Raw genomic sequence first — 12857 nt, forward strand, 5'->3', positions numbered from 1 at the left:
GGCCCCGTGATGTCCCCTCGCCCTCCTTTGTTCCGAAGCTGGCTCGGCCGCGTGCCCACCGCGACGCTGGTGGTCGCGATGTTCGTGATCGCGCTCGGCGCATGCGTGCTCGGGCTGGTGGTGTGGAAGGGATACGACTCCCGCAAGATTGCGCTGGCGCAGAATGAAACCGAGATACGGAATTTAGCGCACTCGCTCGCCGAGCACGCCACCCACACCTTCCAGGGCGCCGACGTGGTGCTCGACGACATCGTCGCGCTCCTGAAGTGGCGACCGGATCCGGGCGATGCCTTCAACGAGCGGCTGCGCGCCCTCGTCGACAACCTGCCGCAACTCACCGACGTCGCAATCACCGATGCCGCCGGCAACGTCAAATACGCCTCCGTCACGCCGGTGCCGCAGCTCAACAATGCCGATCGCAGCTACTTCCGCTACCACCTCGATCATGACGACAATCAACTGCTGATCACAGGCCCGATCCAGTCGCGCACCTCGGGGCACTCAATCTTCGCCGTCAGCCGCCGGCTGGAGACCGAGCACGGCCGCTTTGCCGGTGTGGTGGTGGCGACGATCGCGGGCGATTACTTCCGCGATTTCTACAAGACCATCGATCTCGGCATCGGCGGCAGCATCAGTCTGCTGCACAGCGACGGACGACTGCTGATCCAGTGGCCGTCACTGCAGAGCGGCCGCGACATGTCGAATTCTGTGCTGTTCCAGAAGGCACTTCCCCACAGTCCCGACGGCTTCTATCTGACCGTCTCGCCGTTCGACGGCCTGTCCAAATTTCTCGCCTATCGGCAGATCAACCGCTATCCGCTGGTGGTGACGGTGGCGCGCACCGAAGAGGCGGTGCTGGCGGGCTGGCGCGAGGCGGTGCGCTCCGACGCGGCGGTCGGAACTGCGATGCTGGCTTGCGTGGTGCTACTCGCCGCAGGCCTTGCGGCGCAGCTGCGCACCCGCCAGGAAGTGCAGAACCTGCTGCGCGAGCGCGACGCGCATTATCGGCTGATCGACGCCAACATGGGCGACGTCATCGTGCTGACCGACCAGGTCGGCATCCTGCGGTTCGTCTCGATGTCGGTCGAAACCGTCCTCGGCCTGAAGCCCGATCAGCTGGTCGGCCGGTTCTGGACCGTGCTGGTGCACCCTGACGATGTGTCGGCAGTCGAGACGGTCGGTGCCCGGCTGCCGGATTCGCCGGCCGGATTGTGCGTCGAGTTCCGGATGCGCTGTCCGGAGGGCCGACTGGTTTGGATCGAAGCCAATTTCGCCTACACCCGGAACGAGGACGGCCCCAGCGATTGCGTCGTCAGCACCTTGCGCGACATCACGCGCCGCAAGGCGATCGAAAAAGAAGTCGAAGCCCTCAATATCCGCCTGGCGGAATTGGCGCGGACGGACGGCCTCACCGGCCTCCCCAATCGCCGATCGCTCGACGGCTTCGTCGGCCGCGTCATCACATCGGCGCCGACGCTGTCGGTGCTGATGATCGACGTCGACGACTTCAAGGGCTTCAACGATCATTTCGGCCACCAGAGTGGCGACGACGCGCTGCGGCAGCTCGGCCATCTGTTCGCCGGCCTGGTGGCGGGCGTGCATGGCTTCGCGGCACGCTATGGCGGCGAGGAATTCACCATCGTGCTGCCGGGTGGCGATGCGGCTGCGGCGATGGACTTCGCCGAGAGTCTGCAGGCCGCGGTGCGCGCGCTCTCGATCCGCAACCCTGCATCGGCCCGCGGCTACCTCACGGTCAGCGTCGGCATCGCCTGTGGCGTCGCCCCGTGCGACTCCACCGTCCTGCTGCGCGACGCCGACATCGCGCTGTATGAAGCCAAGCGGCGCGGCCGCGACTGCTGCGTCACCGCGGCTGCCGCCTTCGTGGAGGACGCCGCACCGCTGCAGCCGGATCATCACTCGGCCGACGCCGACGCGACCTCGTAGCGCGCAGGTCGCCCAAGCCATCACTACAATCAGCGCGCGCAGCCCGCCGCTTGCCGCAGCCTGCAAAATCGGTAGCCTGTCCCGCAGGATGCGCGCTAAAGTCGCGCCTGTTGCCGGGGCATCGCCGCGGCAGCGAGACGAACAAGGACGAGGAGCGCAATGGGGATCGATTCCATCCTGGTCTGGCTTCTGGTCGGCGCGGTCGCCGGCTGGCTCGCTGGACTGATCGTTCGCGGCGGCGGATTCGGACTGGTCGGCAATGTCGTGATCGGCATCGTCGGCGCCGTCGTGGCGGGCTGGCTGCTGCCGTTCCTCGGCGTCAATCTCGGCGTCGGAATTTTCCGCGCGATCATCAATTCCGCAATCGGCGCCGTGATCGTGCTGGTGCTGCTGGCGATGATCCGCAGAGCCTGATACCGACACCGCCTGCCAGCGGTCGCTGCCTGCGGCTGCTCCCTCTCCTCCAACCACCACCAATCAACAAACAACAACAACGGCGCGCGCGCCGGATCAGACGAGGCTGAAACGCATGAAGTTCACCGGCACCAAGGATTATGTGGCGACCGACGACCTCAAGGTCGCCGTCAATGCGGCGATCGTGCTCGAACGGCCGCTCCTGGTGAAGGGCGAGCCCGGCACCGGCAAGACGGTGCTGGCGGAGGAAGTATCCAAGGCGCTGAACGCGCCGCTGCTGACCTGGCACATCAAGTCGACCACCAAGGCGCAGCAGGGCCTGTATGAATACGACGCGGTGTCGCGGCTGCGCGACAGCCAACTCGGCGATCCGCGCGTCTCCGACATCAAGAACTACATCAAGCGCGGCAAGCTGTGGGAGGCGTTCACCGCCGAGCACCGCCCGGTGCTGCTGATCGACGAGATCGACAAGGCCGATATCGAATTCCCGAACGACCTGCTGCTCGAACTCGACCGGATGGAATTCCACGTCTACGAGACCGGCGAAACCATCAAGGCCGCCAAGCGGCCGATCGTGGTGATCACTTCGAACAACGAAAAGGAACTGCCGGACGCCTTCCTGCGCCGCTGCTTCTTCCACTACATCAAGTTCCCCGACGCCGACACCATGCAGGCGATCGTCGACGTCCACTTCCCCGGCATCAAGCAGCGGCTGGTCGAAGAAGCGCTGAAGATCTTCTTCGAAGTCCGCGACGTGCCCGGCCTGAAGAAGAAGCCGTCGACCTCCGAACTGCTCGACTGGCTGAAGCTGCTGCTCAATGAAGAGATGAGCCCGGAGCAGCTCCGCGAGCGCGACCCGCGCAAGCTGATCCCGCCGCTGCACGGCGCGCTGCTGAAGAACGAGCAGGACGTCCACCTGTTCGAACGGCTGGCGTTCCTGAGCCGGCGAGAGGTTTAAGGCCCCCTCCTCCGTCATTCCGGGGCGCGCGTAGCGCGAGCCCGGAATCCCGAGATGGTCTGCGCACCGCGTTCACCTCAGCAGGTAGCCCGCATGAGCATCGCGACATGCGGGTCTCGCGGTCCCGCGTATCGCCATGCTCACGCGGGCTACGACGCGCTCAGCCGGCGCGAGGTCTGAGGCGGCAGGCTCAAGATCGATCCATCAGAATTTGCGTCATGGCCGGGCTTGTCCCGGCCATTTTCGTTTTCGGCTCAGTCCTTTACCGCCTTGTCAGCGCAGCCGAGCAGCGCTCCTCGACCGGCTTCATGTATACATAAATCACCGGTACGCGGCGAATTTTGCAGCTTATCCTTGTCATCCTACCCTTCCTGTATACAATCTGAACCCAATGAATAATGCACAGGGAGGCCACGATGCCCGCCTTTCCGCTCAACGCCTGGTATGCGGCGGCCTGGGACGCCGACATCAAGCACGCGCTGTTTCCGCGCACGATCTGCGGCAAGCATGTCGTGATGTATCGAAAGGCGGACGGCAGCGTCGCCGCGCTGGAGGACGCCTGCTGGCATCGCCTGGTGCCGCTGTCGAAGGGCCGACTCGAGGGCGACACCGTCGTCTGCGGCTATCACGGGCTGAAGTTCAATCCGCAGGGCCGCTGCACCTACATGCCGTCGCAGGAGACGATCAATCCGTCGGCCTGCGTGCGCTCGTATCCGGTGGTCGAGCGGCATCGCTTCGTCTGGCTATGGATGGGCGATCCGGTGCTGGCCGATCCAGCACTCGTCCCCGACATGCACTGGAACGACGATCCGGCCTGGGCCGGCGACGGCAAGACGATCTACGCCAAATGCGACTGGCGCCTCGTCGTCGACAATCTGATGGACCTCACCCACGAGACCTATGTGCACGGCTCGTCGATCGGCAACGAGGCGGTGGCCGAGGCACCGTTCGATGTCACCCATGGCGACCGCACAGTGACCGTGACGCGCTGGATGCACGGCATCGAACCGCCGCCGTTCTGGGCCGCGCAGCTCGGCAAGCCGGGCCTGGTGGATCGCTGGCAGATCATCCGGTTCGAAGCGCCGGGCACGGTGACGATCGACGTCGGCGTAGCGCCGGCCGGCACCGGCGCGCCGAAAGGCGATCCCTCGCAGGGCGTCAACGGCTTCGTGCTCAACACCATGACGCCGGAGACCGACACCACTTGCCACTACTTTTGGGCCTTCGTGCGCAACTACAGGCTCAGCGAACAGCGGCTCACCACCGAGATCCGCGAGGGCGTCTCCGGCATCTTCCGCGAGGACGAGATCATCCTCGAAGCGCAGCAGCGCGCGATGCTCGAGAACCCCGACCGGGTGTTTTACAACCTCAATATCGACGCCGGCGCGATGTGGTCGCGCAAGCTGATCGACCGCATGGTCGCCCAGGAGAACGCGCCGAAACTACAGGCGGCGGAGTAAGCGATGAACGACAAGGCCGCCGACCGCTCGATGTCGCAGACCGTGCGCGCGCAGCTGGCGCTGCGCGACATGGTGCTGTCCGGCCAACTCCGCGCCGGCGAACGGATCTCCGAGCTGCAGGCGGTCGATATCACCGGAGTGTCGCGCACGCCGGTGCGGATGGCGCTGGTGCGGCTGGAGGACGAAGGCCTGCTGCAGGCGATCCCGTCCGGCGGCTTCATGGTGAAAGCGTTCTCCGAACGCGACATCCTCGACTCGATCGAACTGCGCGGCACCATGGAAGGCCTCGCCGCGCGGCTCGCCGCCGAACGCGGCGCCAGCGTCCGGCAGCTTGAGCCGCTGAAGCAGTGCCTCGGCGATATCGACGAACTGGTGCGGCAGGCCCCGATCTCGGTCGACGCGTTCTCGGCCTATGTGGCGTTGAACGCGCGGTTTCACGCGCTGCTCAACGAGCTGTGCGGCTCGGCGCCGGTGATGCGGCAGATCGATCGAGTCGCGGCCCTCCCCTTCGCCTCGCCGAGTGCTTTCGTGATGGCGCAATCGGGGCTGCCGGAGGCGCACCAGATCCTGCTGATTGCGCAGGATCACCACCGCGCCGTGATCGACGCGATCGAGAACCGCGAAGGCGCACGTGCCGAAGCGGTGATGCGCGAGCACGCCCGGCTCGCGGTGCGCAATTTGCGGCTGGCGCTGAGGAGCCGCACCCATCTCGATCTGCTACCGGCGCTGACGCTGGTGACCCAGGCCGCCGACAGATAGTCAGCTTCCCCCTTATCGACAGGAGCCCGCGATGCGCTTCGCCGAACAGTGGACCAGCAGCACCGTTGTTTCGACCCGCGACCTGACGCCGTCGATCCGTGAGATCGTGCTCGAGCCCGACGTCGCAATCACCACCTGCGCGCCCGGCAGCCATATCAACGTCGCGCTGCTGATCGGCGGCCAGCCCGACAAGCGCAGCTACTCATTGGTCGGCGCACCGGAGCAAGGACGCCTGCGGATCGCGGTGCGGCTCGCCGGTGACAGCCGCGGCGGATCGCAAGCGATGTGGGCCCTGAAGCCGGGTCAGCGGATCGACATCACCCATCCGACCTCGCTGTTCGAAATCGATTGGAGCCGCAAGCACTACGCGCTGATCGCCGGCGGCATCGGCGTGACGCCGATGCTCGGGATCGCCGCGGCGCTCGCCCGCCGTGGCACTGAGCTGACGATGCACTACGCGGTGAAATCGCGTAGCGACGCCGCGCTCCACGACGAACTGCGCAGCGTGCTCGGCGACCGGCTGCGGCTCCATGCCGGCGACGAAGGCGCCCGGCTCGACCTCGACGCCACCTTCCGCGCGCTGCCCGGAGGCGCGGTGGCAGTGCTGTGCGGCCCGCTGCGGATGCTGGAGGCCGCCCGCCACGCCTGGCATCAGGCCGGCCGCCCGGCGAGCGATCTGTGCTTCGAGACCTTCGGCTCCAGCGGCCGGCTGCCGACCAGCGAATTCCGCGTCCGCATCGCCGCCACCGGCAGCGAGATCGTGGTGCCGCGCGACCGCTCGATGCTGGACGCGCTGAACGCCGCCGGCTTCGAGGTCATCTCCGATTGTGAACGTGGCGAATGCGGCGTCTGCGCCGTCGATGTCACCGCCGTCGACGGCGAGATCGATCACCGCGACGTGTTCTTCAGCGAGCATCAGAAGCACGACAGCGGCAAGATGTGCGCCTGCGTCTCCCGCGCCCGCGGCACGGTGACGATCGACACCTTGTACCGGCCTGATCAGTTGCCGGGGGCCGCGTAGCAGCGCATCTCTCGCGTCATTGCGAGGAGCGAAGCGACGAAGCAATCCGGGAGCCCCGTGCATGGAGCCCCTGGATTGCTTCGCCTTCGGCTCGCAATGACGAGAACCGCCAACCTGAGACTCAGCGCCAGCCTTCGTGAACATCGATCGGCTGATCGCACACCCAATCCGGTCGCAGCATCACCTGGCAGCCTTTGTCGAACGGCAGCAGTCCGACGCGGCGCTGATCCTGCATGATTTCGATCGACCAGGTCCGCGGCACTTCCGGATGCACCTGGACCAGCCGCTGGATTACCCCGGCGGCGAACAGCGTCGCATCGATATCGTCAGCGAGCGCCGCGCCGTCGTGGCCCGGGCCATCGACGCGGTTGATCGGATCGCGGACATGAAATCGATAGAACGGCATAGCAGTAGAATGGCGTCGGCGAAGGCCTCGCAAAATGACGCAGATCAAACGAGGCCCGTCGGGGGCGCTATTCTTTTGATCATCAGCCGATTAGCAAGCAGAATCTTGATAAAAATCAAGGGAACCCGCGCCCCGCGGGCTCAGCGTCCGGGCTTGTCGAACAGTTGATAGTTCAGATGAGCCTTCACGGTCGGCCATTCCGCGGCGATGATCGAATACACCACGGTATCACGTAGCGTTCCATTCGGCGCGATCTGGTGATTGCGCAGGATGCCGTCCTGCTTGGCGCCGAGCCGCTCGATCCCGCGCCGGGACTGATGGTTGAAGAAGTGTGTACGGAACTCGACCGCGATACAGTCCAGTTTCTCGAACGCATGTTGCAGCAGGAGCAACTTGCATTGCGTGTTGAGACCGGTCCGCTGCACGCGGGACGCGTACCAGGTGGAACCGATCTCGACGCGGCGATTGCCGGCATCCACGTTCATGTAGGTGGTCATCCCGGCGATATTGCCGGCCGCATCCTTGACCGTCCACGGCAGCATCGCGCCCTGCGCCTGCAGTGCCAGCCGCCGCGCGATCTCCGCTTCCATCTTCTCCGGAGCGGGCACGAACGTGTACCAGAGCTTCCACAGCTCACCGTCCCGCACCGCCTCGGTCAGACCATCGCAATGCGCCGGCTCCAGTGGCACCAAGGTCGCATGCGGGCCGCTGAGGGTAACCGGTTCGAGCCAGGGCATTCGATTTATCCTTTTTTTTTCGACCGACCGGCACGAAGCCTCGATCCGTCAATGCGAGGAGCGAAGCGACGAAGCAATCCAGCTTCGTCAAGTGGCCCTGGATTGCTTCGCGGAGCCTGTCATTGGGCCGGCCGAAGGCCGGACCCGGTGGCTCGCAATGACGATACGTTTCGTGGTCGAGATTGTCACTTGTTCAGAAAATTCAGCGGCAGACCGGGCCGCGACCAATCCATCGCGATCAGTTCGCCCTTGCCGGACAGAGTGATGTAGGCGGTCTTCAGATCGGGGCCGCCGAACGCGATATTGGTGGTGACGCGGTCGCCGGTCGGCACCTGTTCGACCAGCGTGCCATCCGGTGCGATCACCGAGATGCAACCAGACACCAGCGTGGCGACGCAGACGTTGCCGCTAGCCTCGACCGCCAGCGAATCGAACATCTGATAGCCGCCAAGCCCGCAGATCGGCTTGCCCTTCTCGCCGCGATAGATCACGTCGCGCGGCTTCACCTCGCCCGGCGCCGACAGATCGAACGCCCACAACCGTCCGGTCGGGGTTTCGGCCGCATACATCGTCGCCTCGTCCGGCGACAGGCCGATGCCGTTCAGCGGCAGCGTGCCGAACACCTGCTCGGTGATCTCGGTCATGCCGGGCTTGATGTAGTAGGCGGCGCCGACGTCCATGTCGCGGGCGCGGCGCTTGCCGAGATCAGTGAACCAGAGGCCGCCGTGCTGATCGAACACCAGATCGTTCGGCCCCTTCAGCGGGTGCTCGCCGCATTTGTCGAACAGCGTCTCGACTGCGCCGCTCTGCAGATCGACCCGCTGAATCGAGCCGCCGATATACTCGTGCGGCGCCGGCGCGCCGGGCATCATCGTGCCGCGCGACGGAAACCAGCCGAACCCGCCGTTGTTGCAGATGTACATCTTGCCGTCAGGGCCGAGTGCCGCGCCATTGGGGCCGCCCGGCACCTTGGCGACGACTTCCTTGCGCCCGTCCGGCCACACCCGCGTCAGTTGCTGGGCGCGGATTTCGACCAGCACCACCGAGCCGTCCGGCATCACCACCGGCCCTTCGGGAAACGCCAGATCGGTGGCAAGAACGCGGACGTTGGACATGGTTTTCTCCCGAGATGTTTGTTGTGCGCGAGAGATAAGACTCCCCGCGCTTATTGTCTCGGGAACGAGTTGTAAGTCATGTCGTCGCGGCTTGCCAAGCAAGCGCGATAATTCCACCGAGCGGCAGACGATCGAGACGACGGCGACGCGGAACTACTTCGCGTCGGTCTTCGGCGGCGTCGCGTCCTTCGGCGGCACTGCATCCTTGGCAGGCGTGGCGTCCTTGGCGGGTGCAGGCTCGCTCTTGGCCGGCTTCTGGGCGGCTTGTAGTTCGGCGAGCTGCTTCTGCAGCGCGGCCACGGCGGCACTCAGCGCGGCGATCTGCGCACGGGCCGCATCGAGTTTCTGCTGCTGATCGAGCCGCGCCTTGTCGAGGCTCTTGTGCAGGAAGTCGACATTGCTCTGCAGGCAGCTGGTGCGCCGCTCCATGGTTTTCTCCACGGTGCAGATCTCGATGCCCGGCACGTCCTGGGCGGTCGCGGCCGGGCTCCACAGCAGCGGCGCCAGCAGCGCCAGCGCGATCATCGGTTTGCCGGCCATCTTCGTCTCCTTCGGTTGCATCAGGTGGCAGCGAAGCCGCTGGCGCGCCGGCCGTCAACCGCTCCATCCCGCGGCGGATTGCCGGACTCAGGCCAGCCGTGCGAGGTTCGCGCCATGCAGGAGGCTTCCGCCGAAGAAGAGTGCTTCGTCTATGTGCTCGGCTGCGCCAGCGCCGGCCGCTATCTCACCTATGTCGGCTGGACGCTCGATCTCGACCGCCGCCTCACCCAGCACAACGCCGGCACCGGCGCGCGATCGACCCGCGGCCGCGCCTGGGTGCTGATCCATTCAGAGCGCTTCACCTGCCGCCGCGATGCAATGAGCCGCGAGTGGCATCTCAAGCGCGACCGCGCCTTCCGCCGCCGCCTTGCCGCCGAAGCGCAAGCCCGCGTCGCCAAGTTGCCGAAAGTCCGCAACACTGTCCCAGCGCGTAACAAGACGCGTGACCGATCTTAACCTTTGGAACGCGGCCTGAACGAAGCGAGCCCGAATCACTGCGAATCAGCTCGCGACACGAACTCCGCACCAGATCTCGTGCGAGCTGGCGCGTTCGCAACACAACACCTGTTGACGCAGCCGGCCCGCAAAGCCGCGCCCATGGCTGAATGGGTTAATACCCGCGCCGTGCGTTCTGCCTTCGCTGACGTCCTTGTGGCTGCTGTGCGCATCAACGCGTGAGCTATCGCGGTGGATCGCATGTCCCCGAATGCGACACCGCGCCTGCACGGGCTTAACGTTTCGAACGCGGCCAGAACGAAGCCAGCCCGAATCACTGCGCATCAGCTCTCGCAGTCGCGCACTCCCTAGATCTCGGCGACTCCGAGACGATGAAGCACAACACCTGCACGCGCGTGGTCACGTGGTCGCGCTGATCGCGGCAAAACTCGTTAACGCGCGGCCAAGCGGTGCACGGCGAACGTCGCTTGCCGACGTTGCAGAGATCGTCACCGAGCGCGAACGTGCATCCTCACCGGCGTTGTCCCCGGATGCGACAATCGCCGTGCTCGATCTTAAGCTTTGGAACGCGGGCGGAACAAAGCACCGACGAATCAGCGCAAATCAGGTGCTCGCGCTGTGCCGACACCAGATCTTGCCGCCCGCCATCACGGATGCGCGCAACATCTGTGCGGCGGTGTTCTCGCGCGAGACCATCCGCGCCTACTCATCGTTAACGTCCAAGCACAAACCGGACGCGCCAACGCACGCCGGCGCGGAAGCGCACCAGCGGGCGGCATTGCTGCGAGATGGCGAGAAAAGTCCCGGCCGCGCGCGAAGCACCAGCCGGGGACGTGAAGCTCAGCTGCGCGGGCGGATATACGGCTCGACCGGGCCGTGGACCTTGATCGCAAGCTGATTGCCGAAGCGATCCTTGGCAGTGCCAGCGGCAACGCGGATCCAGCCCTCGCTGACGCAGTATTCGATCACGTTGGTCTTGTCCTGCCCCTTGAAGCGGACGCCGACGTCCAGCTCGAGCAGATCGGCGTTGTAGTAAGGGCTGGAAGGCTCGATCGACAGACGATCGGGCAGTTCAATGTTCTGAGTGTCGGTCATAGCAAGGTCTCGATCTCTTTCGAAAGCGCCTCCGGCGTGGTGGTCGGCGCATGCCGCGATACCACGCGCCCGGACCGATCGACCAGGAACTTGGTGAAATTCCATTTGATCGCCGAGCCGAGCAAGCCGCCCTTTTCGTCCTTCAGGAACTTGTACAGCGGATGCGCGCCGGCGCCATTGACGTCGATCTTGGCGAACATCGGGAAGCTGACACCGTAATTGGTCGAGCAGAACTGCGCGATCTGGGCTTCGTTGCCGGGCTCCTGGGCGCCGAACTGATTGCACGGAAAGCCGAGCACGGAAAAGCCGCGCGCGGCGTATTTCTGCTGCAGCGCTTCGAGGCCCTTATATTGCGGAGTAAAGCCGCAGGCGCTGGCGGTGTTGACGATCAGCAGCACCTTTCCTTCGAAGTCTTTCAGCGCGACGTCTTTGCCTGCCAGCGATTTGGCGGTGAAATCATAGATCGACGCCATTGTCCCCTCGCTTCCGTCTCAAGCCATCGGATCGATCGGCGACGGCGGCACGCCGCCGGCCTCGATCGCTTCGCCCGCGAGCAGGCAGAGATCCTCGCGATAGCGTCCCGACACCACCTGCACGCCGACCGGCACGCGGCCGACCATCCCGGTCGACACGGTGAGGCCGGGAAGGCCCATGAACGGCAAGCCGACCTGCGGCATCTGCGCCGCCCACACCCGCTTGAACGATTCCTCGTCCTTCAAATCGAGTCGCTGCGGGAACGGCAGTTCGCCGCACACCGGCATCAGCAGCACCGCATAGGTCTCGAAGAAGGTCTGCCAGTCGCGCGTCAGCGTGGCGCGGCGGGTGAGTAGCTTCGAGTAGCTGGCGAGATCGCCGATCGCCTTGTCGCGGTTGCCGTACAGACACGCCAGCGCGCCTTCGTCGCCTTCGCGTTCGGCCGCTTCCAGCATCGCCTGATAACCGTCGCCGAGCCAAAACTGCGCCTGCAGCTCCGCGGCCTCGCGCAGCGGCGGCGTGCTGGCGATCTCCTCAACGATCCAGCCGGCGGCTTCGAGCCGACGCGCGGCGTCTTTCAACGCATCGCGGACTTCCGGCACCACCGCAAGATCGTCCGGCGCGATGCACAGCGCGGCGCGCTTGTCGCGCGGCGGGCCTTCGAGCGGCGCCGGCACCCACCATGGATCGCGCGCGTCCGGCTGCGCCAGCGCCTGCAGCCCGAGCCGCACATCAGCGATCGTCCGCGCCAGCGGGCCCGACACAGCGCTGATCTGCGGGCAGATCGGTCGCTCCGGCGACGAGGCGTTGTAAGCCGCGACGCGGCCGATCGTCGGCCGCAGTCCGTGCACGCCGCAGGCATAGGCCGGATAGCGCACCGAACCGGCGATGTCGGTGCCGTGGGCGATCGCGCCGATCCCGGCTGCAACCGCAGCGGCGGCGCCGCCGGAGGAGCCGCCGGGCGTGATCGAGGAATCGCGCGGGTTCAGCGTCTCGCCGTGCAGCTTGTTGGAGGTGAACCAGCGATAGGAGAACGCCGGCGTGTTGGTGCGGCCGATGATCACCGCCCCGGCCTTGCGCAGATTATCGACGACCGGATTGTTGGTCTTGGCGATCCAGTCGCGCTGCAGCGCCACGCCATTGGTGGTGGCAAAGCCCTGCTGATCGACATTGACCTTCACGGTCACCGGCACACCGGCGAGCACACCTAGCGCCTCGCCTTTGGCGAGCGCGGCATCGACCGCATCGGCCTGCGCCAGCGCGTCTTCTGCCTTGTGATCGACCACCGCGTTGATCGCAGGATTGACGGCATCGAGCCGGTGCAGCGCGGCCTCGGCCACTTCGCGCGCCGAGACGCGGCGGCTGCGGACGAGATCGGCCAGTTCAGTCGCGGGAAGGCGCCAGATGTCCTGCATGATCACTCCGTTACGAGACAGATGTGATAGCGTGGCAGGATCAGGCGCGCCACCGCCAATTCA

Annotated in this window: 15 protein-coding genes; 8 read left to right on the plus strand and 7 right to left on the minus strand. The window is 65.6% G+C overall.

The window, feature by feature from the left end; genetic code table 11:
* The first annotated feature begins 9 nt into the window (after nucleotides 1-9).
* The 6 genes from LRC39_RS18550 to LRC39_RS18575 all read left to right on the plus strand — a co-directional run bounded on the left by LRC39_RS18550 (nucleotide 10) and on the right by LRC39_RS18575 (nucleotide 6556).
* Nucleotides 10-1944, plus strand: coding sequence for a diguanylate cyclase (locus LRC39_RS18550; protein WP_346295232.1), 1935 nt, complete (start codon nucleotides 10-12; stop codon nucleotides 1942-1944).
* A gap of 159 nt (nucleotides 1945-2103) precedes the next feature.
* The gene (locus tag LRC39_RS18555) at nucleotides 2104-2358 is read left to right on the plus strand and encodes a GlsB/YeaQ/YmgE family stress response membrane protein (RefSeq protein ID WP_013501497.1); all 255 of its coding nucleotides are present in this window, start codon (nucleotides 2104-2106) and stop codon (nucleotides 2356-2358) included.
* A gap of 115 nt (nucleotides 2359-2473) precedes the next feature.
* Nucleotides 2474-3316: an AAA family ATPase gene (locus LRC39_RS18560; RefSeq protein ID WP_107345376.1), complete on the plus strand. Its 843-nt coding sequence runs from the start codon at nucleotides 2474-2476 to the stop codon at nucleotides 3314-3316.
* A 416-nt stretch (nucleotides 3317-3732) separates the two neighbouring features.
* Nucleotides 3733-4776, plus strand: a complete 1044-nt coding sequence (locus LRC39_RS18565; RefSeq protein ID WP_346295233.1) for an aromatic ring-hydroxylating dioxygenase subunit alpha — start codon at nucleotides 3733-3735, stop codon at nucleotides 4774-4776.
* Nucleotides 4777-4779: 3 nt separating this feature from the next.
* Nucleotides 4780-5535, plus strand: a complete 756-nt coding sequence (locus LRC39_RS18570) for a GntR family transcriptional regulator (RefSeq protein ID WP_346295234.1) — start codon at nucleotides 4780-4782, stop codon at nucleotides 5533-5535.
* A 31-nt stretch (nucleotides 5536-5566) separates the two neighbouring features.
* Complete coding sequence (locus LRC39_RS18575; protein ID WP_346295235.1) at nucleotides 5567-6556, plus strand: PDR/VanB family oxidoreductase; 990 nt, start codon at nucleotides 5567-5569, stop codon at nucleotides 6554-6556.
* A 121-nt stretch (nucleotides 6557-6677) separates the two neighbouring features.
* Here the strand turns inward: LRC39_RS18575 and LRC39_RS18580 are convergent, their stop codons facing one another.
* The 4 genes from LRC39_RS18580 to LRC39_RS18595 form a co-directional block, all read right to left on the minus strand.
* Nucleotides 6678-6962 carry a hypothetical protein gene (locus tag LRC39_RS18580; RefSeq protein WP_107345380.1) on the minus strand — a complete coding sequence of 95 codons (285 nt, stop codon included), beginning with the start codon at nucleotides 6960-6962 and terminating at the stop codon, nucleotides 6678-6680.
* Between the two features lie 140 nt (nucleotides 6963-7102).
* Nucleotides 7103-7699 (minus strand): GNAT family N-acetyltransferase, encoded by a 597-nt coding sequence (locus LRC39_RS18585; protein WP_107356404.1) that lies wholly within the window; start codon nucleotides 7697-7699, stop codon nucleotides 7103-7105.
* Nucleotides 7700-7884: 185 nt separating this feature from the next.
* A complete protein-coding gene (locus tag LRC39_RS18590) occupies nucleotides 7885-8814 on the minus strand; it encodes an SMP-30/gluconolactonase/LRE family protein (protein WP_264074179.1) in 930 nt (309 codons plus the stop codon).
* A 153-nt stretch (nucleotides 8815-8967) separates the two neighbouring features.
* Nucleotides 8968-9354: a hypothetical protein gene (locus tag LRC39_RS18595; protein ID WP_264074180.1), complete on the minus strand. Its 387-nt coding sequence runs from the start codon at nucleotides 9352-9354 to the stop codon at nucleotides 8968-8970.
* A 114-nt stretch (nucleotides 9355-9468) separates the two neighbouring features.
* Here LRC39_RS18595 and LRC39_RS18600 point away from each other — a divergent pair, with 114 nt between their 5' ends.
* Nucleotides 9469-9810 carry a GIY-YIG nuclease family protein gene (locus LRC39_RS18600; protein ID WP_264074181.1) on the plus strand — a complete coding sequence of 114 codons (342 nt, stop codon included), beginning with the start codon at nucleotides 9469-9471 and terminating at the stop codon, nucleotides 9808-9810.
* Between the two features lie 403 nt (nucleotides 9811-10213).
* Nucleotides 10214-10708 carry a hypothetical protein gene (locus tag LRC39_RS18605; protein WP_346295236.1) on the plus strand — a complete coding sequence of 165 codons (495 nt, stop codon included), beginning with the start codon at nucleotides 10214-10216 and terminating at the stop codon, nucleotides 10706-10708.
* Here LRC39_RS18605 and LRC39_RS18610 read toward each other — a convergent pair.
* From LRC39_RS18610 to LRC39_RS18620, 3 genes are read right to left on the minus strand one after another with little or no spacing between them, the layout of a single operon-like run.
* The gene (locus LRC39_RS18610) at nucleotides 10651-10905 is read right to left on the minus strand and encodes a DUF3297 family protein (RefSeq protein ID WP_012497047.1); all 255 of its coding nucleotides are present in this window, start codon (nucleotides 10903-10905) and stop codon (nucleotides 10651-10653) included. The genes LRC39_RS18605 and LRC39_RS18610 overlap by 58 nt on opposite strands.
* Complete coding sequence (locus LRC39_RS18615) at nucleotides 10902-11378, minus strand: glutathione peroxidase (RefSeq protein ID WP_346295237.1); 477 nt, start codon at nucleotides 11376-11378, stop codon at nucleotides 10902-10904. Before LRC39_RS18615 ends, LRC39_RS18610 begins: the two co-directional genes overlap by 4 nt.
* A gap of 18 nt (nucleotides 11379-11396) precedes the next feature.
* Entirely contained in the window at nucleotides 11397-12794 is a 1398-nt protein-coding gene (locus tag LRC39_RS18620; protein WP_346295238.1) for an amidase family protein, read from the minus strand.
* Between the last annotated feature and the right edge of the window lie 63 nt (nucleotides 12795-12857).

Source organism: Rhodopseudomonas sp. P1, assembly GCF_039642825.1.
Classification (GTDB): Bacteria; Pseudomonadota; Alphaproteobacteria; order Rhizobiales; family Xanthobacteraceae; genus Rhodopseudomonas; species Rhodopseudomonas palustris_H.

Excerpts from the sequence above, each read along its gene's own strand:
- LRC39_RS18550 (WP_346295232.1), top strand. The coding sequence starts at position 10 with ATGTCCCCTCGCCCTCCTTTGTTCCGAAGCTGGCTCGGCCGCGTGCCC.
- LRC39_RS18555 (WP_013501497.1), top strand. The coding sequence starts at position 2,104 with ATGGGGATCGATTCCATCCTGGTCTGGCTTCTGGTCGGCGCGGTCGCC.
- LRC39_RS18560 (WP_107345376.1), top strand. The coding sequence starts at position 2,474 with ATGAAGTTCACCGGCACCAAGGATTATGTGGCGACCGACGACCTCAAG.
- LRC39_RS18565 (WP_346295233.1), top strand. The coding sequence starts at position 3,733 with ATGCCCGCCTTTCCGCTCAACGCCTGGTATGCGGCGGCCTGGGACGCC.
- LRC39_RS18570 (WP_346295234.1), top strand. The coding sequence starts at position 4,780 with ATGAACGACAAGGCCGCCGACCGCTCGATGTCGCAGACCGTGCGCGCG.
- LRC39_RS18575 (WP_346295235.1), top strand. The coding sequence starts at position 5,567 with ATGCGCTTCGCCGAACAGTGGACCAGCAGCACCGTTGTTTCGACCCGC.
- LRC39_RS18580 (WP_107345380.1), bottom strand. The coding sequence starts at position 6,962 with ATGCCGTTCTATCGATTTCATGTCCGCGATCCGATCAACCGCGTCGAT.
- LRC39_RS18585 (WP_107356404.1), bottom strand. The coding sequence starts at position 7,699 with ATGCCCTGGCTCGAACCGGTTACCCTCAGCGGCCCGCATGCGACCTTG.
- LRC39_RS18590 (WP_264074179.1), bottom strand. The coding sequence starts at position 8,814 with ATGTCCAACGTCCGCGTTCTTGCCACCGATCTGGCGTTTCCCGAAGGG.
- LRC39_RS18595 (WP_264074180.1), bottom strand. The coding sequence starts at position 9,354 with ATGGCCGGCAAACCGATGATCGCGCTGGCGCTGCTGGCGCCGCTGCTG.
- LRC39_RS18600 (WP_264074181.1), top strand. The coding sequence starts at position 9,469 with ATGCAGGAGGCTTCCGCCGAAGAAGAGTGCTTCGTCTATGTGCTCGGC.
- LRC39_RS18610 (WP_012497047.1), bottom strand. The coding sequence starts at position 10,905 with ATGACCGACACTCAGAACATTGAACTGCCCGATCGTCTGTCGATCGAG.
- LRC39_RS18615 (WP_346295237.1), bottom strand. The coding sequence starts at position 11,378 with ATGGCGTCGATCTATGATTTCACCGCCAAATCGCTGGCAGGCAAAGAC.
- LRC39_RS18620 (WP_346295238.1), bottom strand. The coding sequence starts at position 12,794 with ATGCAGGACATCTGGCGCCTTCCCGCGACTGAACTGGCCGATCTCGTC.